The organism is Candidatus Pantoea symbiotica (assembly GCF_056491525.1).
Window position 1 is genome coordinate 451,641 of sequence record NZ_JBSZHR010000003.1, and the last position, 21,417, is coordinate 473,057.

Genomic DNA, 21,417 nt, shown 5'->3' on the forward strand with positions numbered 1-21,417 from the left:
TTTCTACTTATTACTTCTGAGCGTTAATCTGTTTGATATACGCTTTTAAAACGTCGTAGACATAATCCTGGCAAGCGATACCGGTTTGCGCATCATACTTACCGTCATTGGTGATGTTGTTAGATAACACACGAATACCGATAAACGGGATATTAAACAGCGATGAGATCTGCGCAGCCGACGCGGTTTCCATCTCCTCAACGGAGGTGTTGAAGTTCTCATGGAAGAAGCGAATACGGTCCAATTCGCTGTTCCACACATCAGCCGATCCAATCACGCCTTCAACCACTTTGCCTTTGGTATAAGCCGGCATCGCCTGCTCGGCCGCTTTCATCAGCTGCGCATCGGCGGCAAACTGACGAATGCTGTGGGCATTTTTATCTTCACCCGCGCTGCCTTTTGAGGCCATCAAATCCATCGGTTTCCACTCAACGGAATTACTGCCCGTACCTTGCAGCTTATGTGGCGTTTTAAACGCGCCGAGGTTGACCGAATATTTGCCCACGACGATGTCATAGACATGTAATGCCGGATCGTGACCGCCTGCAGTGCCCTGATTAATGATGGCTTTCGGTTTGAATTCCACTGCTGCAATCGAGGTTGCCGCCGCGACATTTGACATGCCTTTCAGCGTTTCAGAAACAATCACCGGATAACCGTCAACCGTGCCCTGCCAGAAACGCCATTCGCCAATCTGGCGCTCTTTAGCGTTTTCCAGTTTGGCGGCGAAATGCTCGGCTTCAACCGGCATCGCGCCCTGAATAATGATCGGTGCCTGAGAAGTTTCTGTATTTGCCATGACTTGCAGCGGCGCGAAAATAGCCAGGCCGCTAATCAAAGCGGTATTGAGATTCAAAGATAATTTAGACATGAAATAATAACCGGAAATAATGAAAATACTCATTATGCGGGATGAAGGGCGTGTTGGAAAGTTGTTAATTTACTCTGGAAGTTATTGCGATAAGACGCCAGATAAAACCTAAGAATTATCTGGCGAATCTAGCAGGAATTAGCTTAATGCCGCACAGGCCTGCGCAATTCTGCGGCCCGCTTCACGCACCGTTGCAATATCAGTGGCAATTGATAAGCGGAAATAAGGCGATAAGCCGTACGCACTGCCCGCCACGCCCGATACACCGCTCTCCAGCAGATAATTCATCACATCTTGCTCGCTTTCGATCTTCTGGCCATCGGGACGCGTTTTGCCCAATAAACCGGCGCAGCGGCAGAAAATAAAGAATGCGCCATCTGGATTGAGCACGTCAATTTCCTGCACCGGCTTTAAGAACGTCATAATCGCATCGCGGCGATCCTGATAAGCCATGCGTTGCGGCGGCAGGAAGTCGAGTCCACCGTTATACGCCGCCACCGCCGCAGCCTGGCTTATCGCGCTGGCACCGGAACTGTTTTGCGACTGCACCACCACCATCGCATCGATCAAGGCTTTTGGCCCGGCACCAAAGCCAATGCGCCAGCCGGTCATGGCGTAGGTTTTCGACACGCCGCCCACCAGCAGAATGCGCTCGGCTAAATCCGGCGCGACGTGCAGCAAGCTGACGTGTTCACGGCCATCAAACAGAATATGTTCATAGAGTTCATCCAACATGATCAGCACATCAGGATGATCGCGCAGCACCGTCGCCAGCGCTCTCAGCTCATCAGCGCTGTACACCATGCCGGAAGGATTGCCGGGATTGTTCAGCACCAGCCAGCGGGTTTTGCTGGTGATTGCCTGCGCCAGCTGCTGCGGCTGCAACTTGTATTCCTGCTCAAGCGGACACTCAAGCAGCACCGCTTCGCCGCCGTTGAAACGTACGCTATCCGGGAAGGTCGGCCAGTACGGCACCGGCACAATCACCTCATCGCCCTCATTCAGCGTGGCAGCAAAGGCGTTGAAGATGATCTGCTTGGCACCGTTAGCGATGCAGATTTGCCCCAGCTCATAATCGAGTTGGTTTTCATTCTTCAGCTTGGCTACCACCGCTTTGCGCAGCGGCGTGGTGCCGTTGGTTGGCGTGTAACGCGTTTCACCGGCTTCCATCGCCGCCACCGCCGCCTGACGAATGTGCTGTGGCGTATCAAAATCTGGCTCACCGGTGGTGAGATCGAGAATATCGACGCCCTGCTCTTTTAGCTGGCGCGTCAATTGACGTGCCGCAGCATTGGCAGAGAGCGACACGGACTGCACACGCCTGGATAAGGTGACCATGTTGAGCTCCTGAATTGTTTACGCCACCGGCAAGCCGAGGTTTTCACGCAGCGTGGCGAACTCGTAATCATCACGGAACAGGCCGCGACGGCGCAGTTCCGGAATCACCAGCTCAACGAACAGATCCAACTGCTCGGACATAATCGCTGGCATGATGTTGAAACCATCCGCGCCGCCCTCGTTCAGCCACAGCTCGAAATCGTCGGCGATATCTTCAGCGGTACCGACAATAACGCGATGTCCGCGTGAACCGGCCGCCACTGCCGCCAGCTCGCGCAGCGTCAGATTTTCGCGCTTCGCCATGTCGGTCATCAGTTTGACGCGGCTCTGGTTACCTTCGCCCAGCGGCACTTCTGGCACCGGACCATCCAGCGGGAACTGGCTGAGATCCATGCTGAAACGCAGCGACAGCTGACGCAGACCGTTTTCGATATCCACCAGCGTGTTGAGCTCTTTCCACAGCGCTTTGGCTTCTTCACGCGTACGGCCAACAATTGGCATCACGCCCGGCATGATCACCACATGATCCGGATTACGTCCAGCGGCGATCACCTGATCTTTCTGTGAACGATAGAAGGTTTGTGCCTCTTCGAGGCTGGCCGCAGCGGTGAAGATCACTTCAGCGGTTTCCGCCGCCAGTTTCTGACCATCGGCGGACGAACCGGCTTCGATAATCACCGGACGACCTTGCGGTGAGCGGGTAATATTCAGCGGACCTTGCACCTGGAAGTGCTCGCCCTGGTGGTTAATCGGCTGGATTTTGTCATCAACAAAGTACGCGCCGGTCTCTTTATTCGGCTGCACCGCGCCCTCTTCCCAGCCGGCCCACAGTTTTTCCGCTACTTCGAGGAATTCACGCGCACGCGCATAACGCTCGGCGTGGTTCGGCATGTCGTTGCGGCTAAAGTTGCGTGCCACATCGGCGGAGAACGAGGTCACCACGTTCCACGCGGCACGACCACGGCTGATATGGTCCAGCGAAGAGAAGCTGCGTGCCATGGTGAACGGGTCGCTGAAGGTGGTGGACGCAGTGGCCGCCAGACCAATACGTTTAGTGTTGACCGCCAGCGCCGACAGCATGGTCAGCGGCTCAAGGCGCGCCATGGTCGATGGCAGGCGATACATGCTGGTGGCCAGCGCATCGCCGACGAAGAACAGATCGAATTTACCGGCTTCGGCTTTTTTAGCGATGGTGATCAGCCAGTCAATATCGGTCGGATCGCCGAGCTTTTCCGTCAGGCGCCAGCCGCTGACGTGTTGTCCTACCGGCTGCACGAAAAGGCCTAAGCGGATGCGGCGTTGTTGTTGTGAATTAGCCATTAATTTGTCCTGGTCAATAAAAAGTGATGCGATTAAAAAGTGTTCTCGGTCGCCAGCAGCGCCTGTTCCAGCGCATCAGCAGAGATGCGGAATGCCAAGCGCTCGGCGCTGGCCGCCGGGAATTTGATTTGTTCAGCGATGGTGCGGATCGTCGCCGCGCGGTCGCCGGTTAACGGTGCTAAGGTCAGCGGCATGTCGTACTCACGCAGCAGCGCCAGCAAATCGGCATCCGGCACGCCGTCGTGCTCAATCAGCGATTGCACCAGCAGGCTGTAACCCACTTTTTCGCCGTGCAACCATTCATGCAGTTCCGGCTGATGCGTCAGACGATTGTGGATGGCGTGGGCAAAACCTGGCGTCGGCAGCACATCGCGCACGCTGTTGGCTAATCCGGCCAACACGATGTTGGCATCGATGATTTTCACCAGCTCGGGCGTGACAATCTGCTGTTCGTTAGCGGCAACCGCCGCAGGCCCCAGCTCGCGATAAAGATCCAGTGCGCGTTTGGCGGTCATTACTTTGAGATCCAGCGCCAGATCGTTGGGATTGTTACGCTGATAAGGATAGAACTCGTAATATTTTGCCAGCGCATCAACAATACCGGCCTTCAGATAACGCACGTCGCTGCGCGCGATAATCTCACTATCTACCAGCACCAAATCCGGCATTTTGCCCAGCGGCTGGCTGCGCACATGGCCGCCCTGCTCATTGTAAATAATCGCTACCGGCGACCAGGCTGCGCAGGTTGCGGCAACCGTGGCGAAGTTGATCACGTTGAGATCGGGCAATTGGCTGCCAACCGCTTTCGCCGCATCCAGCACGCGTCCGCCACCGACCGCAAACAGCAGTTCAGCGCCCTGCTGTTCGACATTTTGCTTCAGGGTTTCAATCGCGGCATCGGTGCATTCACCGGTCAGATACTCTATTTCCCAGCGAATAGCATTGGCTTCAAGGCTCTGAGTTAATTCCGGATTTACCGCCTGCCAGGCGCGAGGAGAAGTAAAGATGCGAATATGGGAAGCGTAAGGTTTGATAAATTCACCGGCGCGCGCACGCAAACCGGATTCATGTGCATATGCACGCGGAGATTTGATCGCTAACACGGCGTCACCCTGATTAAGAATAAGGCTATAACGGATTAAATTAAGATAATTCAGAGGGTTAATACAGAATAGTTATAGCGCTATGTATTTTCTGCATACTACGGTAAATAACGATTTAAGCAATGCAAAAGGGGCGATTTCATTTTCACAAATTCGCATTAGCTTAGTTATTTTTCACATATAGCGGGGAATGGCTTTGCTGGTAATCTGATCTCTTTTGTATGGACGCCTGTAAGGTCACCATAAATGGCGACCCTACAAAAGCGCATATTTTTCCGGGGATGTCTATGTCACTTGAATTTCGTCAGGTAAGAGAAGACGAGGTGGAAACCTATCAGGCGCTGATGCATGCCGCGTATGCGCCTACGCTGGCGCTGGGCATCAAGTTTGATGCTGCTACCGCCGACCTTGCCAAAACGTTGCGTCATCTGCAAAACCACGGTGTTTATGCCCTTTATGCCGATGAGGTGATGGTTTCATCCGTTACCGTACGTTATCCGTGGGGACCGCTGCCCGGCCCGTTTGGCCTGCCGCACATCGGCTGGTTTGGCGCGCATCCCGATTATCCCGGCAAGCAATATGGCCGTCAGGTGCAGGATCGCCTCGAGCAGGAGATTCTGCTGGGCCAATTACGCGCGCCTGCGGTGTCGCTCGGCACCGCCACCAGCCATCCATGGCTGATCGAGATGTACAAAAAACGCGGTTTCCAGCTGATGCACACCACCGATCTCGGCAAAGGCCACATCACGCAATATATGAAGAAAGTACTGGATGAAGCCGCCCACGATGCGTGGTTAACACGCCAGGCGGCGCAACAAGGAGTAACAGCATGAGCCAATCACTCGACACCTTAGGCGAAGAGCTGATCGCTTTCCGCCACGAACTGCACCGTTTTCCCGAGCTCTCCAATCAAGAGTTTGAAACCACCGCACGTATTCGTCAGCAATTAGAGCAACACCAGATTCGCGTGCTGGATCTGCCGCTCAAAACCGGTTTAGTCGCTGAAATAGGCCGTGAAAACGGGCCGCTGATGGTACTACGTTCTGATATCGATGCATTGCCGATTGAAGAGCAGTCAGATGTGAGCTTCCGTTCTGAACGTCCCGGCGTGATGCACGCCTGCGGCCACGACTTCCACAGTTCGGCGGCGCTGGGTGCAGCGATTTTGCTTAAACAGCAAGAAGATACGCTGCCAGGTCGCGTGCGCATTCTGTTCCAGGCTGCGGAAGAGACCGGCCAGGGCGCGCCCGATGTGATCGCTACCGGTGCGCTGGATGACGCGGTGGCTATTTTCGGCATCCACAACGATCCGTCGCTGCCGCCAGGCGTGATTGGCAGCAAAGCCGGTCCGTTAACCGCAGCGGTTGATCGCTTTGACATCAGCATCACCGGCATTGGTAGCCACGCCGCCAAACCGCATCAGGGCAACGATCCGATCGTGATTGCCGCGCAGATTGTCTCGGCGGCGCAAACGCTGATTAGCCGCAATGCGCCATCCGGTGATAATGCGGTGGTCTCGATCACCCAGATTCACAGCGGCAGCACCTGGAACGTGATTCCTGATAGCGCCTGGCTGGAAGGCACGGTGCGCTCCTTCTCGCAGGAAACGCGTGAACGTCTGGAGCAGCGCTTCCGTGAGATCGTGCAAGGTATCGGCGCTGCCTTTGCCGCCGAGGTGAAGTTCAACTGGCATGCAGGCCCGCCTTCGGTGGTGAATGACGCGCATTGGGCCGATTTTGCTTTGCAGCAGGCCAGCGCCAGCGGCTTTGAGGCGCGCGTGGTGGAAGCCAGCCCGATCGGCGAAGACTTCGCGTTCTATCAGCAACAGCTGCCAGGCGCGTTTATGATGATTGGCACCGGCGAGCCTTATGCGCTGCACCATCCGGCGTTCCGCATTAATGATGATGTGCTACTGCCGACGTCGCGCTATCTCGCCAATCTGGCGGTCGCGGCTCTGAAGAGCGTGAGCTGATGAACCTGACTGCCGCGCTGGCTGAGCGCATTGTTCACAGCCAACCTGATGACGTTGCACGTGCTGCGGCGCGCCAAGGCGTGCGTGATTTCCTCGCCGTCAGCTGGCCGGTATTGCAAGGCCAGGTGCCGGATAGCGGTTTACCGGCGCTGCGCAGCGTGTATGGCGACGGCAGTGCGCGATCTCACGCGCTGCTGCTCGGTTATGCCAGCCACGCGCTGGATTACGATGATTTTCATGCGGATTTTCGCGGGCATCCCAGCGTGGTGATTCTGCCCGCGCTGTTTGCCTGGCAGCAGGTGCAGCCTTCTGAGCTGGATCATTTTCTTGATGCCTACGCGATTGGCGTCGAAGTCGCCGGACGTTTAGGTCTCGCCGTCAGCCAGCAGCATTACGCCTTAGGTAATCACAATACCGCGACGCTCGGCACGGTTGCCGCCGCCGCCGCGCTGGCGCGGTTGCTGGCTTTAGATGTCTCTGCCACCGCAACGCTGCTCGGCATCGCCACCACGCAGGCCAGCGGTTTACGCGCGCAGTTTGGTTCGGCAGTCAAGCCGCTGCACGCCGGGTTTGCGGCTGAACGCGCGGTGACCTCCGCACAACTGACGCTGGCGGGTTTTGATGGCAAGCAGGATGGCGTAATTGAGGCATTCATCTCCGCCACCAGCAACGGCCAGGCGCAGCCGGAAAAGCTGATTGATAACTGGGCGCAGCCGTGGCGTATCGTTACGCCTGGACTGGAGTTCAAACCCTTCCCCACCTGCGCCGGTACGCACAGCGCCGCCGAAGCCACGCGCATCTTGCGCAATGAATGGCTGGCGAGCGGTAAATCACGGGAAAGTTTGCTGGAAAGCATTAGCGAGATTAGCGTGGCGTTTCCGCCGGGCGGCGATATTGCGGCATCGGTGCGCGTACCAACCAACGGCATTGAAGCGCGTTTCAGTCTGGAATACGTGATCGCCGCGATGCTGATTTATGGCGATTTGCGCTTGCAGGATTTTGCCGAAGGCGAGTTGAATCAGGAAGTGATGCCGCTGGCGGCCAAAGTACTTCGTATGCCAGATGAAAATGCGCCACCGGATGCGATTAACCCGGCGCTGCGTTTTCATCTGGTGACGATTACGCTACGCGATGGCTCGCAGTTGCAGCATCACCGCACACGTCAGCAATCGCTGGCCGATGCAGTGGATGTGGCAGGTAAGCTGCGTGCTGCACTGCAGCAGGAATCCCCGCAACGCCAGCAACAACTGCTGAACAGCAGCGAGCTGGCTAACAGCGCGCATCTGGCGCAATTAACTCAGTTGCTGGGTTAGAGCGTTTCGACCGGCTCCAGCGCATCCTGAATGGCATCGGCCAGATTTGCGATCTCATTGGCAACCGCCTGCAAATCCCACGATGCCTTTGATCCGCTGGCAGAGGTTGAGGCGCTAACTGACTCTTTTGCCACCGCTAATGCCGCCGCAACCGCAACGGTGCGCTTATGTTGCTCAATCGTTACGCCAATCGCTGGCTGTGTGAAATAGTCGTTGACCATCGTATCTCTCCCTTAAGTGTTAAAAAAGTAAATGAATTCTGGAGAGGTATTATGGGGGAATTACAGCAGAGTGCACTCTAAATAGTGAGCCGCCAGCGGCGGCTCGACCCATTTTCAGATTTTAGGTTGCTGATCTTCAGGGAATTCAGTATCGCGGGGTAAATCATCATCTTCGTCGGGTAATGTTTCATCATCACCTGGCAGTGGAATTACATCATCATCATCTGGACGTTCTGACATAGGTACCTCCGTAAACCCGAAGTGGGTTAATTAAAGTGTAGTGACGAAATAAATTAATAATCGCCCTTCTTTTCATTATGTGAGTTAAGCGTAAGAAATAGTGAATTAATTAATTACTCAACTTCTCATGCCGCTTCACTTATATAAGTAAAATCAACGCTTGGCTTATATTCTTTTCATCTCAGTGATTTGCGTTAAGCTAAAGCGTGGTTATAATTTTAATTAGGCTCAATAGCAACTTTTAGGTCGCCATAAATGGCGACCCTACGAAATTCGTGCTGTTTACGTAAGGTGCGCATTTTATGCGCACTCCATAATAAACAATTAACTTCTTTTATTTATTTCACTTTCCTGAATTTTATTCCGGGGGAACACCATGCCGCCATTTTCCAGCTTTTGGCAAGCCGGTTATGAGGGAGCGGATCATATCAATCCCTTCGGCGAACGGCTTTCAATGAATGCGTTGACCGACCATTTATCGCAATACCATAACGATTACGCCGCGCTGCAGCAGTTTGGCATTACCTCCGCCCGCGAAAGTATTGGCTGGCGACTGGCGGAAATGGAACCGCACACCATGCTCGAAAGTTTAAAAAAACGCATGAATTCAGCGCGCTCATTTGGCGTGCAAATTAACTGGACCTTTTGTCATTACGGTTGGCCGGACGACTTAACCTTATTTTCCAGCGAATTTGTACCGCGCTTCGCCGCTTTTTGTCAGCGCATGGCGCTTTTACTCGCTGAATATTATGAAGAGGCACCGATTTATTCACCGATGAATGAAATCTCGTTTATGGCATGGGGAATTTCTGTCGGCTTGTTTGGCAATAATGTACATAGCGATCCCGATGAGATTAAACGTCAATTAATTCGCGCCACGCTGGCGGGTTGCGCTGCCATTCGCCGCGCCGATCCGCGTGCGCATTTCCTGCACTGCGACCCAATTATTCATGTGGTGCCGGATGAAGACAGCGATGCGTGTCGGCAGCGCACCCGCGATATCAACGCGTCGCAATATCAGGCATGGGACATGATCGCCGGTTTGCGCGAACCGGAACTCGGCGGCAAGCCGCACTATCTCGATGTGGTTGGCGCCAATTATTACCATGGCAATCAGTGGCTCACCGGATCCGGCTGTCGGCTGGAGTGGCATCTGGGCGATGCGCGCCGCGTGCCGCTGCATCCGCTGCTGGCGCAGTTAACCGAGCGTTATCAACGGCCCATTTTGCTGGCGGAAACCAGCCACGTCGGCAGCGGACGCGCCGCCTGGCTTGCACAAGTGACCGCCGATGTCGCGCAAGCCCAGCTCAACGGCTGTGATATTCGCGGCATCTGCCTCTACCCCATTATCGATCGCCCGCTTTGGGAAGATCTCGAAGACTGGCCACGCAGCGGATTGTGGGATGTCGATCCTCACAAAAAGCGTCTGCTGAACCCGGTTTATGCCACGTCATTACAGCAATCACAACGAGTATTAGCCCGTTTTCAGAGACTTATCATCCCAAACAGCAGGCCAAAGGAAAGCGTCATGAAACAATCCGTATTAGTGGTATTCAGTCATTTACGTTGGGGATTTGTCTTTCAACGTCCACAGCATCTGTTGTCGCGCCTCGCCCAGTTCCACCGCATTGTGTTTATCGAAGAGCCGATTTATCAGCCCGGTGAAGCCGCGTTACATCACTATCAGCCAGCACCCAATGTGACGGTGATCGAGCCGCATACCGATGTGGCCGCGCCAGGTTTCCATGACAGCCAAATCGCTGTGCTGCAACCGCTACTGGCCGAACTGCTGGATGACGATGAAACGCCGCTAGTGTGGTTTTACACCCCGATGGCGCTGCCGCTGCTGGCTTGCTTTACCCCGAGTGCCATTATTTATGACTGCATGGATGAGCTTTCCGCTTTCAACCAGGCACCGCGTCAGCTGCAGCAGCGTGAATCGGCGCTGTTGAGCCGCGCCGATTTGGTGTTCACCGGCGGCACCAGTCTTTATGAAGCGAAGAAACATCGCCATGCGAATGTTTACTGCTGCCCAAGCAGCGTAGATGCGGGACATTTTGAACAGGCGCTGGACCGCACTAATAGCCATCCGCTGCAGGAAAACCTGCCAAAGCCGCGCCTCGGCTATTACGGCGTGATTGATGAACGCCTCGATTTGACGCTGATTGCCGCGCTAGCGGATGCGCATCCCGACTGGCAGATTGTGATGGTCGGGCCGGTAGTGAAAATTGATGCCGCCAGCCTGCCGCAGCGTAGCAATTTGCATTGGTTTGGTCAGCAACCTTATGCCGCCTTGCCGCACTTTCTCGCCGGCTGGGATCTGTGCCTGATGCCGTTCGCGCTAAATCCTTCAACCCGCTATATCAGCCCGACCAAAGTGCTGGAATACATGGCTGCACAGTTGCCAATCGTGAGCACCGCGATTGCCGATGTGGCGCGACATTACACCGATGTGGTGAGCATCGCCGACTCACATCAGAGCTTTATTCAGGCCTGCGAAACGGCGCTCAACATGCCGGTGGAAACCCGCTATCAACTGGCGAAAAACATGGCGGCACGCGTAGCGGAAACCTCGTGGGATCGCACCGTCGAGGAGATGCAGGCGCATATCGTTGCACTGACGAAACGCCAGATTTCCCATCCCGAAGTAGCCGCCGCACGTCCGCCCGCGCTGGCGCACAATACCGTTGAGTGCTTGATTTTGGGTGCCGGGCCAACCGGACTGAGCGCCGGTTATCATTACGGCGTGGGCGCGGTGGTGCTGGAGAAAAATGCCACGGTGGGCGGCTGGTGCCGTTCGGTCGAGGATCAGGGTTTCACCTTCGATCACGCCGGCCACATCATGTTCTCTAACGATCCTTACGTGTTAGGCCTGTACGATATCCTGCTGGGCGACAATCAGCACTGGCAAACGCGTGAAGCCTGGGTTTACAGCCATGAGGTTTACACCCGCTATCCGTTCCAGTCGGCGCTGCATGGTTTGCCTGCCGAAGTGATTGGCGAATGCGTTTTAGGCGCGATTGAAGCGCGCTATGAGTCGCCTCCCGCTTTGCAGGCGGTGGCCACTGAAGCGCGGCGTGACTGCTGCGCCGATGGCGCTATTCCGGATGGTGAAAGCCTGGTGTGTCAGCCGGAGAGCGAAGATTTCGAAAGCTTTATTTTCCGTACCTGGGGCAAAGGCATCGCGCGCCATTTCGCCCTGCCGTATAACCAGAAGCTGTGGAAAACCCCGCTGGTGAATATGGAAACCTCATGGCTCGGCGGACGCGTGCCGCTGCCGGATTTGGAGCAGATCATCTCCGGCGCGCTGGCGCCGCTGGATAAACCGGTCGGTCCTAACGCGCGCTTTGGCTATCCGCTGCGCGGCGGTTTTCAGGCGCTGATGGAAGGATTTCTGCCCCATCTGAATTGCGCGCTGGAGATGGAAGCGGACGTCAGCGAGATTCAGCCGCTGCAACGGCGCGTGCTGTTGAGTGATGGTCGACAGTTCCATTATGACCAGATGATCAGCACCTTGCCGCTGCCTGAACTGGTGCGATTGATGGGCAACTTTGCACCGGAGGCGGTGCAGAAAGCAGCGCAGCAGCTGCGCCATATCTCGGTGCGCTGCGTCAATCTGGGCATTGGTCGCGCCAATATCAGCGACAAACACTGGATTTACTATCCCGGCAACACGCTGTTCCATCGCATATTTTTACAGGGCAACGCCAGCCCGCACTGCAATCCACAAGGCGGTTTTGGCCTGACCTGTGAAATGACCTATCGCGCCGATCAACCGCTGCCTTGCGAAGGTGATGCGTTAATTGAACGCTGCATCACAGATTGTATTCGGGTCGGCATCATCAATGCCGATGATGAAATCGTGACCGCCAGCGAAGTGGATATGCCTTACGCCTATGTGGTGTACGACCATCAACGCACCGCCAACGTCACGCTGATTCGCAGCTGGCTGGCGACACAAGGCATCCATCTTTCCGGGCGCTACAGCGAGTGGGAATATTACAATTCGGACCACGCGTTTCTCGCCGGAAAACGTGCGGCGGAAACGGTGAAAGATTTGACGCAAAACCGGAAAACCACGGCGTAATTAACAGTGCGCAAAAATTCCCACTTAAATCGTAGGGTCGCCATTAATGGCGACCTCTTCACATTTCCCCGCCGAAAATCATTATGAAACCGGAGGATTAAACGCCTGTACCGGCGTCACTTCGCCGCGATATTTACGCATTTGCACCACGGTGATTTGCCCGCTGCAGCCTTGTGCCAATGACGAGGTGCCGATATCCAGTGTCAACACGTTGGGGTTACCGTGACGGCACAGCGGACGCAGCGCGGTAGGATCGACCGGATCGTACCAGGCACCGGTCGGCAACTGGACTACGCCGCGCATGATGGTTTCGGTCAATCGCGCACTGGCAAGTACGTGGCCGCGCGCATTGTAGAGCTCGATAATATCGCCATCGTTAATACCTGACGCCGCCGCATCAGCGGGATGCAAACTGCACACTTCGCGGCCATCACGTTTGCCGCTCAGGCTGTAATCACCGAAGTCGAGCTGGCTGTGCAAGCGCGTCGCTGGCTGATTGGCAATCAGCCAAAACGGATGATCGGCATTCGGTTGCTGCTGTGGCTCGCGCCATACCGGATGACCCGGACAGTTTTCATAATTAAAGCTGGCAATGGTGGCGGAGAAAATTTCGATTTTCCCGCTCGGCGTCGGCAACGGCGACGCTTCTGGATCGGCACGAAACGCGTTGATCATGCGGCCGCCATCTTTCAGCTGCGGTAACTCCAGCACGCCTTGTTGCCAGAACTTATCGAAGTCGGGGATCTCCACCTGATGCGCCGCCAGCTTCAGTTGCAGCTGAGTGTAATGATGCTGCAACCAGCCGCGCGTATCGCGTCCTTCGGTGAAGGCTTCTTCCCGGCCTAAACGGCGCGCCAACTCGGTGAAAATCGCGTAATCATCTTTGGCTTCGCCGAACGGTTGCGCCACCGGCTGCATGGCAAACAAGTGGCGATCGGTAGGCGCACCGCCAATATCTTCACGCTCCAGCGTCATGGTGGCGGGCAAGACAATATCGGCATGGCGTGCGCTGGCGGTCCAGGCGATTTCATGCACGATCAGCGTATCCAGCTGGCAGAAAGCCTGACGCAGGCGCGCGAGATCCTGATGGTGGTGGAACGGATTGCCGCCCGCCCAATACGCCAGACGGATGTGTGGATAGGTTAAGCGGCGGCCATTGTAGTCAAATTGCTTGCCGGGATTGAGCAGCATATCGGCGATACGCGCTACCGGAATCAGGCGATCGATGCCGTTCTTGCCCTGCGGCAGCGCCGGGAAACTCACCAGATTGTGATGCTTGCCGTAATGCCCCAACGCGCCAAGCGCATAAGTGTAGCCACCGCCCGGCAAGCCCGGCTGACCGAGCGCAGCCGCCAGCACCAATCCCAGCCACACCGGCTGTTCGCCGTTTTCGGCGCGCTGCAAGGCATGCGCCACCGTCACCAGCACGCGTTTGCCGTGCAGCTGACGGGCGAAATCACTGATGAAATCCGCGCTGACGCCACAAATTTCTGCTGCCCACGCCGCATCGCGTGGCGTGCCGTCTTCCTCGCCACGAATATAGGCCGCCATTTCTGGCCAGCCCACGGTGTAACGCGCGAGGAAAGCTTCATCGGTCAGCTGTTCGGCGATCAGCACCGATAACACGCCGAGGATAAAGGCCGCATCGGTGCCCGGTCGCAGCGCCAGCCATTCGCCCTGCGCTTCTTCCGGCAGATCGCTTTTCAGCGGGCTGACCGAGATAAAGCGCGTGCCACGCTGTGCCGCCTGCTGCATAAAGCCGCGCTCGGTGTGTTCGCTCAAGCCGCCGCTGGCGACCTGCGAGTTTTTCAATGCTAAACCGCCAAAAGCCAACACGATTTCGCTGTGCTGGGCGATCTCTTCCCAACTGACGCCGCGACGCGCAATTTCAGTCATATCGCCGACGATATGTGGCAGCAATACTGACGCGGAACCCGAACTGTAACTGTTGACCGAACGCACATAGCCGCCGAGCGTGATGTTGAGGAAGCGATGCACCTGACTTTGCGCGTGGTGGAAGCGCCCGGCGCTTGACCATCCGTAAGAGCCGCCGAAGATGCCTTCCGGGCCATAAGTGTCGCCGACGCGTTGCAGTTCGCGCGTCACCAGCGCGTAAGCGTCGTCCCAGCTCACCGCGACGTACTCATCGTTGCTACGACGATCGTCCGGGCCCGGCCCGTTCTCCAGCCAGCCACGACGCACCATCGGGCGGGAAACGCGCGCCGGATGGTTTAACGCAGTGCGGAAATTTTGCAGCAGCGGGCTGGGATCGGGATCGCCCCTGAACGGTTCGATGGTGAGCTGTTCGCCCTGTTGCTGGGCATGAAAAGCGCCCCAATGGGCGCTGTGCATTACCGGTTTTTGCGTCATTGTTTTTTCCTTCATGCTTGTCAGCTCAACGCATCCAGGTCGCCATCAATGGCGACCCTACAACAGACCTGCGCGCATTGCTGAAGCACTACATCTTCCGGGTGTTAAAAAAGAAAAACGGTGCCTAAAGCACCGTTGCAATAAAGTTTCTTACGCGCCCGTTTTCCGGGTCGTCGAGCACTTGCTGGGTTGGCCCCGCCGCCACGATTTTGCCGCTTTCCATAAACACAATGTTGTCGGCTACCTCGCGCGCAAAACCAATCTCGTGCGTTACCACCACCATGGTGATGCCGGAGTGCGCCAGCTGTTTAATCACCTGCAGCACTTCGCCCACCAGTTCAGGATCGAGCGCCGACGTCGGTTCATCAAACAGCATCACGCCGGGATCCATAGCCAGCGCACGGGCAATCGCCACACGCTGCTGCTGTCCGCCAGAGAGATTCTGCGGCCACTCTTCTTCGCGGCCTGACAAACCCACCTGCTTCAGCAGCGACAGCGCTTTGCTGGTCGCTTGCTGACGGCTCTGCTTCTTCACACGCATCGGCGCATCCACGATGTTTTGCAGCACGGTGCGATGCGGGAACAGGTTGAACTGCTGGAACACCATGCCGATTTCAGCACGCTGACGCGCAACTTCACCGCTGCTTAATTCGTGCAGCGCCTGGCCTTTCTGCTTGTAGCCGATGATCTCGCCGCCGATGCGAATGGTGCCGCCATCCAGTTTTTCCAGATGGTTGATGCAGCGCAGCAGCGTGGATTTCCCGGAACCTGACGGCCCAAGGATCACCGTGACTGAACCGGCAGGAATATCCAGATTCACTTCATCCAGAATGGTGACGCCAGAGAAGCGCTTGGTGACTTTACGTAATGCGATCGCTTCACCCATTGCTGACGCTCCTTTCTGCTTTCGCCGCTGAGAAACCTGGCAGCGATATCAGCAAACTGCGTTTTTCCCGGCGCGTGACGCCACGACCAAAATAGCGTTCCACATAGAACTGACCGACTGACAACACCGAGGTCATCAGCAGATACCACAAGGTTGCCACCAGCAGCAGCGGAATCACTTCATAGGTGCGCTGGTAAATAATCTGCGCCGAGAACAGCACGTCCTGCAGCGAGATCACGGACACCACCGCCGTGGTTTTCAGCTGACCAATGATTTCGTTACCCGCTGGCGGCATGATGGCGCGCATCGCCTGCGGCAGCACGGTGTGACGGAAAATCTGTGAAGGACGATAGCCAAGCGCACGCGCGGCTTCCAGTTGGCCGTTGCCGACGCTCTGGATACCGGCACGCACAATTTCAGCGGCATAAGCGGATTGATGCATCACCAGCGCGATCACCGCCGCACTAAATGGGCTGACTAACGCGTTAGATTGCGTGCTCCAGAGTTCGCCGAGGCCAGGAATCGACAAGGCGATAGTGGGATAAAGCGCCGCGATGTTGTACCACAGGAACAGTTGCACTAGCATCGGCACACCACGGAAGAACCAGGTATAAAACCAGCTCACGCCCACCAGCACTGGATTGGAGGAGAGGCGCATCAGCGCCAGCACCGTACCAAAAGCAAAACCCAGCACCACAGAGATCGCGGTGAGCTGCAGCGTCATTAATACGCCTTGCAGAATCGATTCGCCGGTAAAGTTCTCCGCAATCACGCTCCATTCGAAGCGTGGATTGTTAATCATCGAGTTCGCCATCGCCACCACGCACAACAGCACCACCAGCGCACTCAGCCAGCGTCCGTAGTAACGTTTGCCGACGATTTTCAAATCGCCGGTGTGGTCGTGAAAATCACTCATTGAAAGATTTCCTGGTTGCGTTTGGCTTCTTTAACAGCGCCAAAGCCGATGCCCCAGTTGTCGAGGATCTTGTTGTAGCTGCCATCTTTGATCAGCGAGTTCAGCGCGGCCTGTACGGCGGGCTCAAGCGCAGAATCTTTCGGGAACGCAACGGAGACTGGCGCATCGTGTACGGTGATTTCGCCGCTCATGGTCAGCGGTTTGATCACTTTCACCTGCCACAGCAAACCTTCATACGGGCCGAGGAACATTGGCACGCGACCGCTCACCACCGCCTGCACGCCAGCTGGACGATCCGGGAATACCGAGACTTTGATTGGTTTTTTACCCGCCGCTTCACAGGCTTTGCTGGCGTCTTCAAGGCGCGTAACTTGCGTGGTACCAGAACCGGCACCGACTTCTTTACCGCATACGTCGGCCAGTTCTTTGAATGGTGCGATGTTGGCATCTTTACGCGAGATAATGCCGAGGCGGCTGGCATCGTAGTAACCGACGAAGTCGATGATTTTGGCACGCGCTGGCGTGGCGTTGATGTTAGAAAGCGCAACATCGTAACGACCGGTTTTCAGGCCTGGAATGATGTTGTCGAAACCGCCGGTGTCGCGCCACTGAACCTGGATTCCCAGACGCTCGCCCACGGCATTCATGATATCGATTTCACGACCGGCCAGGGTTTTGTTGTCTTCTTTATAGAAGGTGGTTGGCGGCGTGTTGGGGTTGGTTCCGGCAACAATGTAGCCACGTTTGACCACATCCGCAGGCAGCAAACTTTTCAGCGCGGGATCGGCCTGCACGTGGATTGAGCTGTCAGTTGGGACGGATTCATCGGCGGCGAACGCGGTGTGTGCACTCAGCGCGAGCGCAAGAATAGTCATGCCTTTGGCGAATTTCACTGGAACCTTTCTCCTGATTTATAAAAAGTTTCCCCACAGGGAAAAGGCGTTGAGGTAGCGATGGTTTTTTCTCCTGACTCACCTCGCGCGAACGGCGTGCGGTGAGTGGAATTGTCATCCTCATTACGTCCCGGAGACATTGTGTTTGAAGATATACGGCGATCACAAATGCGAAAAAAACATATCTATTGCCGAAATATGGCAATAGCCGCAAGCACGGTTGCGAGGCGGGATTTCCGCACCAGATTTGGCATGGAAGTATTAGCAGAATTCAGAATTTGCTAGTGAATCAATAGCCTGCTTATCCAATATTCATTGATACATTTCTTCTTACTCATAACGGATTCATCTAAGCACCTGAGGAGTTCCCTTCCCCCACAACTCATACCCGCAATGGAAAATCCTTTGTAAAGGTTTGTATTGTCAGGCTTGTTGCCGTCTCGCTGAATGGACAATGAGAACCGTTATCATTATCATGCGCATTTACTTACAATTGTTAACGTAACAGGGAGAAAACTTAAGTGAATGTAACTATGCGTGGCAAAAAGCGTCCGATTGCGCTTTTTTTAGCGGGAATGCTAACGTCACCTGCTTTTGCAGCTGAAACCACAGAAAAGCTGGCTGACGATGAATCAATGATCGTCACCGCCGAGCAGGAGCTCAAACAGCAACCGGGCGTGTCCACCATTACGGCTGAAGACATCAAGAAAAATCCCCCTGTTAACGATCTCTCCGACATCATCCGCAAAATGCCCGGCGTGAATCTCACCGGTAACGGCGCCAGCGGCAGCCGCGGCAATAACCGTCAAATTGATATCCGTGGCATGGGCCCGGAAAACACCTTGATAATGATCGATGGCGTGCCGGTTTCTTCGCGTAACTCAGTGCGTTACAGCTGGCGCGGCGAGCGTGATTCACGCGGCGATACCAACTGGGTGCCAGCGGAAATGGTTGAGCGCATTGAAGTGATTCGTGGCCCGGCCGCCGCACGTTACGGTTCTGGCGCGGCGGGCGGCGTGGTGAACATCATCACCAAGCGTCCGACCAACGACTGGCACGGCTCGCTGTCGCTCTACACCAGCCAGCCGGAAAACGACAAAGAAGGCGATACGCGACGCGCTAACTTCAATCTCAGAGGCCCGCTGGCCGGTGATGCCTTGACCATGCGTCTGTACGGCAACATCAACCGCACCGATGCCGATGCGTTCGATATCAACACCGCCGAAAACGGTTCATACGCAGCGGGCCGTGAAGGCGTGCGCAATAAAGACATCAATACCGTGCTGTCGTGGAAAATCACGCCGCTACAAATTGTCGATTTCTCCTACGGTTACAGCCGTCAGGGCAACATTTACGCCGGTGATACGCAAAACAGTAACAGCAACGCCAGCACCGACGGTTTAGTAGAATCGCTGTACGGCGATGAAACCAACCGCATGTATCGTCAGAGCTACGGCATCGCGCACAACGGTATCTGGGATTGGGGAACCTCGAAGCTCAACTTTAACTACGAGAAAACCAATAATACGCGCCTGCAGGAAGGCACTGCTGGTCGTACCGAAGGGATGATCAACAGCGATACGTATGCCACCAGCCGTTTGGAAAGCTATCGCGCGGGCGGAGAGATCAACTTCCCGCTGCAGCTACTAGTTGATCAAACCGTGACGCTGGGTGCGGAGTGGAACCGCGACGAGCTGAACGATCCGGCATCAATGCTGGCGTCCAACGCGAGCGGCGTCAATCTGCCAGGCAGCTCTGGCGATCCGTCGCAGCGCAGCAGCAAAAACAGCGCCACCATCAGTTCTCTGTTCTTCGAAGACAACATTGCTGCCACCGACACCACCGAAGTGATTCCAGGCCTGCGCTTTGATTATCACGATCAGTTTGGCGCGAACTGGAGTCCAAGCCTGAACGTTTCACAAGGATTAGGCGACTACTTCACTTTGAAAGCCGGTATTGCACGGGTGTTTAAAGCACCTAACCTCTATCAGTCAACGCCGGGTTATCTGCTCTCGACGCGTGGCAACGGCTGTCCGATTGGCCTCAGCCAATGTTATCTGCTGGGTAATGACGATCTCGATGCAGAAACCAGCGTCAACAAAGAGATTGGTCTGGAGTTCAGCAACGAAGGCTATGTCGCGGGCATCACCTGGTTCCGCAATGACTACAAGAACAAGATTGTGTCGGGCACCGAGCCGGTTTATTCCAGCACGCGCCCGGTTTATAACGTGCTGCGCTGGGAAAACGGCGGCAAAGCGATTGTCGAAGGACTTGAAGGTAATCTGACCATTCCTTTGATTGCCGATACGCTGGAATGGCGCTCCAACGCTACCTACATGTTCCGCTCCGAGAGTAAGGAAACTGGCAATCCGCTGTCCGTGATCCCGGAATTTACCATCAACTCGCAGCTAGAGTGGCAGGCGACGCAGGATCTCAGCGCCAACATCAACTGGACGCAGTATGGCCGCCAGAAACCGCGTCAGAATGCAGAGACCAATATCGATACCTCGAACATGACAACGCAGGAAATCAGTCCGTATTCGGTATTTGGTTTGAACGTCAATTACGACATCACTAAAAACCTGCGCGCCAATGCCGGTATCAACAACCTGTTTGATAAACGCATCTACCGCGAGAATTCGGGTGCATCGACCTATAACGAACCAGGCCGCGCGTATTACGCTGGCGTGACGATGTCGTTTTGATTGAGCTGGGTTTTGGTCACCATAAATGGCGACCCTACAAAGGACTGGCGCGTTTTTCGTAGGGTGCGCATTCATGCGCACCTGCATAAATATGCAAACTAATGCTTAACTGAGCGGCATTACGCCATAAATGGCGACCCTACGTTTAATTAAAAAACTCACGCAGCGCATCTGCCAGCGCCTGCGGTTGCTCATCCGGGATGAAGTGACCGCAGTGCGCTATTTTAATTCCTGTCACATCCGCCGCGAATTCACGTAATGGCAACGCCATATCCGGAATCGAACCCTGATCGGCGCTGATCGCCAGTAACGGCAAGGCTAATTTGCCGCGTTCACGAAGCAACGTTCGGTTCTGTGCCGCCGAAACTGTCACTTCACGATAAGCAGCCATTCCCGCGCGAATCGCGCCCTTCTGCTGTAACAAGCGGGTATATTCCGCCATATCTTCATCGCCGAACACCATCGGGCTGGCCGCTTTGCGTTTCAGAAACCATTCGAGATAGATCGCTTCGCGCCCTTCTATCAATGCCTCTGGCAAATCAGGTAATAGATGAAACGCGAAGTGCCAGGTTTTCCACGCTTTATCCGGCGTGGCGGGCAGCGATTCTGGCAACGTCACGCCGGGAATACCGGCATCGAGGAGCGCCAGCTTTTTCACCCGATGGCTAAACAGCGTGGCATACGGCCAGGCAACCCACGCGCCGACATCATGCGCGGCGAGATAATAGCTAGCATGGCCTAATTGCTGCATCAAGCCCTGCACTTTCTGCGCCAGCGATGTGGTGTCGTAGCCGCTGAGCGGTTTGTCTGAATCGCCCTGGCCGGGTAAATCTGGCGCGATAATGAAATAGCGATCGCTCAGCAGCGCCATCACCTGCCGCCAGGCAAACCAGCTTTGCGGAAATCCCGCCAGTAAAAGTAATGTTTCCCCGTTTGCGTTGCCGCCGCTGACGTAATGCAAACGCACGCCGTCAACGGTGGCGTAATGATGGGAAAATCCGTCTAACTCGTTGAATGGCTGCGTCCAGCCCGGTGCGTGCTTGATAACAGATGCTGACATTTTCGCTCTCCGCATATTTAGGAAATGATCAATTCCTAAATACTACATGATGATTGCGGCAGCAGGGAATATTTCTGTAAAGCGGGAAGCGGTCGCCATTAATAGCGGCCCCGCGCAGCGGG

General features: G+C 55.5%; 16 protein-coding genes. 5 read left to right on the forward strand and 11 right to left on the reverse strand.

Going from position 1 to position 21,417, the window contains the following annotated elements:
* Nucleotides 1–10 precede the first annotated feature (10 nt).
* From ACXIZX_RS22910 to ACXIZX_RS22925, 4 genes are all read right to left on the reverse strand, one after another.
* On the reverse strand, nt 11–871 hold the full coding sequence (locus tag ACXIZX_RS22910) for a 5'-methylthioadenosine/S-adenosylhomocysteine nucleosidase (protein WP_179452750.1): 861 nt from the start codon (nt 869–871) through the stop codon (nt 11–13).
* A 138-nt stretch (nt 872–1,009) separates the two neighbouring features.
* On the reverse strand, nt 1,010–2,209 hold the full coding sequence (locus ACXIZX_RS22915; RefSeq protein WP_479405135.1) for an aminotransferase class I/II-fold pyridoxal phosphate-dependent enzyme: 1,200 nt from the start codon (nt 2,207–2,209) through the stop codon (nt 1,010–1,012).
* 18 nt (nt 2,210–2,227) lie between these two features.
* Nucleotides 2,228–3,529, reverse strand: coding sequence for an LLM class flavin-dependent oxidoreductase (locus tag ACXIZX_RS22920; protein WP_008109483.1), 1,302 nt, complete (start codon nt 3,527–3,529; stop codon nt 2,228–2,230).
* A gap of 32 nt (nt 3,530–3,561) precedes the next feature.
* A complete protein-coding gene (locus ACXIZX_RS22925; protein ID WP_479405136.1) occupies nt 3,562–4,632 on the reverse strand; it encodes an iron-containing alcohol dehydrogenase family protein in 1,071 nt (356 codons plus the stop codon).
* Nucleotides 4,633–4,919: 287 nt separating this feature from the next.
* On the opposite strand from ACXIZX_RS22925, the gene ACXIZX_RS22930 reads away from it, so the two are divergent.
* From ACXIZX_RS22930 to ACXIZX_RS22940, 3 genes are read left to right on the forward strand one after another with little or no spacing between them, the layout of a single operon-like run.
* Nucleotides 4,920–5,465 carry a GNAT family N-acetyltransferase gene (locus tag ACXIZX_RS22930; RefSeq protein ID WP_179452754.1) on the forward strand — a complete coding sequence of 182 codons (546 nt, stop codon included), beginning with the start codon at nt 4,920–4,922 and terminating at the stop codon, nt 5,463–5,465.
* Entirely contained in the window at nt 5,462–6,604 is a 1,143-nt protein-coding gene (locus ACXIZX_RS22935) for an amidohydrolase (RefSeq protein WP_179452755.1), read from the forward strand. The genes ACXIZX_RS22930 and ACXIZX_RS22935 overlap by 4 nt, the downstream gene beginning before the upstream one ends.
* The gene (locus ACXIZX_RS22940; RefSeq protein ID WP_479405137.1) at nt 6,604–7,917 is read left to right on the forward strand and encodes an MmgE/PrpD family protein; all 1,314 of its coding nucleotides are present in this window, start codon (nt 6,604–6,606) and stop codon (nt 7,915–7,917) included. Before ACXIZX_RS22935 ends, ACXIZX_RS22940 begins: the two co-directional genes overlap by 1 nt.
* Here ACXIZX_RS22940 and ACXIZX_RS22945 read toward each other — a convergent pair.
* Nucleotides 7,914–8,138, reverse strand: a complete 225-nt coding sequence (locus ACXIZX_RS22945) for a hypothetical protein (RefSeq protein ID WP_479405138.1) — start codon at nt 8,136–8,138, stop codon at nt 7,914–7,916. The two genes, ACXIZX_RS22940 and ACXIZX_RS22945, sit on opposite strands and share 4 nt — an antisense overlap.
* Before the next feature lie 114 nt (nt 8,139–8,252).
* Complete coding sequence (locus ACXIZX_RS22950) at nt 8,253–8,378, reverse strand: hypothetical protein (protein WP_008103156.1); 126 nt, start codon at nt 8,376–8,378, stop codon at nt 8,253–8,255.
* Between the two features lie 376 nt (nt 8,379–8,754).
* Between ACXIZX_RS22950 and ACXIZX_RS22955 the strand changes: the two genes are divergently transcribed.
* A complete protein-coding gene (locus ACXIZX_RS22955; protein ID WP_479405139.1) occupies nt 8,755–12,465 on the forward strand; it encodes an FAD-dependent oxidoreductase in 3,711 nt (1,236 codons plus the stop codon).
* A gap of 81 nt (nt 12,466–12,546) precedes the next feature.
* Here ACXIZX_RS22955 and ACXIZX_RS22960 read toward each other — a convergent pair whose 3' ends face one another.
* The 4 genes from ACXIZX_RS22960 to ACXIZX_RS22975 form a co-directional block, all read right to left on the reverse strand.
* Nucleotides 12,547–14,835, reverse strand: coding sequence for a molybdopterin-dependent oxidoreductase (locus tag ACXIZX_RS22960; protein WP_479405140.1), 2,289 nt, complete (start codon nt 14,833–14,835; stop codon nt 12,547–12,549).
* A 124-nt stretch (nt 14,836–14,959) separates the two neighbouring features.
* The gene (locus tag ACXIZX_RS22965) at nt 14,960–15,721 is read right to left on the reverse strand and encodes an amino acid ABC transporter ATP-binding protein (RefSeq protein WP_061719602.1); all 762 of its coding nucleotides are present in this window, start codon (nt 15,719–15,721) and stop codon (nt 14,960–14,962) included.
* On the reverse strand, nt 15,714–16,637 hold the full coding sequence (locus tag ACXIZX_RS22970; protein ID WP_479405141.1) for an amino acid ABC transporter permease: 924 nt from the start codon (nt 16,635–16,637) through the stop codon (nt 15,714–15,716). The genes ACXIZX_RS22965 and ACXIZX_RS22970 overlap by 8 nt, the downstream gene beginning before the upstream one ends.
* Complete coding sequence (locus ACXIZX_RS22975; RefSeq protein WP_293794082.1) at nt 16,634–17,530, reverse strand: ABC transporter substrate-binding protein; 897 nt, start codon at nt 17,528–17,530, stop codon at nt 16,634–16,636. The genes ACXIZX_RS22970 and ACXIZX_RS22975 overlap by 4 nt, the downstream gene beginning before the upstream one ends.
* A 533-nt stretch (nt 17,531–18,063) precedes the next feature.
* Here ACXIZX_RS22975 and ACXIZX_RS22980 point away from each other — a divergent pair.
* Nucleotides 18,064–20,235, forward strand: a complete 2,172-nt coding sequence (locus tag ACXIZX_RS22980) for a TonB-dependent siderophore receptor (protein WP_479405389.1) — start codon at nt 18,064–18,066, stop codon at nt 20,233–20,235.
* 145 nt (nt 20,236–20,380) lie between these two features.
* On the opposite strand, the gene ACXIZX_RS22985 is transcribed toward ACXIZX_RS22980, so the two are convergent.
* A complete protein-coding gene (locus ACXIZX_RS22985; RefSeq protein WP_479405142.1) occupies nt 20,381–21,295 on the reverse strand; it encodes an alpha/beta fold hydrolase in 915 nt (304 codons plus the stop codon).
* Nucleotides 21,296–21,417: the final 122 nt, after the last annotated feature.

Excerpts from the sequence above, each read along its gene's own strand:
- ACXIZX_RS22910 (WP_179452750.1), bottom strand. The coding sequence starts at position 871 with ATGTCTAAATTATCTTTGAATCTCAATACCGCTTTGATTAGCGGCCTG.
- ACXIZX_RS22915 (WP_479405135.1), bottom strand. The coding sequence starts at position 2,209 with ATGGTCACCTTATCCAGGCGTGTGCAGTCCGTGTCGCTCTCTGCCAAT.
- ACXIZX_RS22920 (WP_008109483.1), bottom strand. The coding sequence starts at position 3,529 with ATGGCTAATTCACAACAACAACGCCGCATCCGCTTAGGCCTTTTCGTG.
- ACXIZX_RS22930 (WP_179452754.1), top strand. The coding sequence starts at position 4,920 with ATGTCACTTGAATTTCGTCAGGTAAGAGAAGACGAGGTGGAAACCTAT.
- ACXIZX_RS22935 (WP_179452755.1), top strand. The coding sequence starts at position 5,462 with ATGAGCCAATCACTCGACACCTTAGGCGAAGAGCTGATCGCTTTCCGC.
- ACXIZX_RS22940 (WP_479405137.1), top strand. The coding sequence starts at position 6,604 with ATGAACCTGACTGCCGCGCTGGCTGAGCGCATTGTTCACAGCCAACCT.
- ACXIZX_RS22945 (WP_479405138.1), bottom strand. The coding sequence starts at position 8,138 with ATGGTCAACGACTATTTCACACAGCCAGCGATTGGCGTAACGATTGAG.
- ACXIZX_RS22950 (WP_008103156.1), bottom strand. The coding sequence starts at position 8,378 with ATGTCAGAACGTCCAGATGATGATGATGTAATTCCACTGCCAGGTGAT.
- ACXIZX_RS22955 (WP_479405139.1), top strand. The coding sequence starts at position 8,755 with ATGCCGCCATTTTCCAGCTTTTGGCAAGCCGGTTATGAGGGAGCGGAT.
- ACXIZX_RS22960 (WP_479405140.1), bottom strand. The coding sequence starts at position 14,835 with ATGACGCAAAAACCGGTAATGCACAGCGCCCATTGGGGCGCTTTTCAT.
- ACXIZX_RS22965 (WP_061719602.1), bottom strand. The coding sequence starts at position 15,721 with ATGGGTGAAGCGATCGCATTACGTAAAGTCACCAAGCGCTTCTCTGGC.
- ACXIZX_RS22970 (WP_479405141.1), bottom strand. The coding sequence starts at position 16,637 with ATGAGTGATTTTCACGACCACACCGGCGATTTGAAAATCGTCGGCAAA.
- ACXIZX_RS22980 (WP_479405389.1), top strand. The coding sequence starts at position 18,064 with ATGCGTGGCAAAAAGCGTCCGATTGCGCTTTTTTTAGCGGGAATGCTA.
- ACXIZX_RS22985 (WP_479405142.1), bottom strand. The coding sequence starts at position 21,295 with ATGTCAGCATCTGTTATCAAGCACGCACCGGGCTGGACGCAGCCATTC.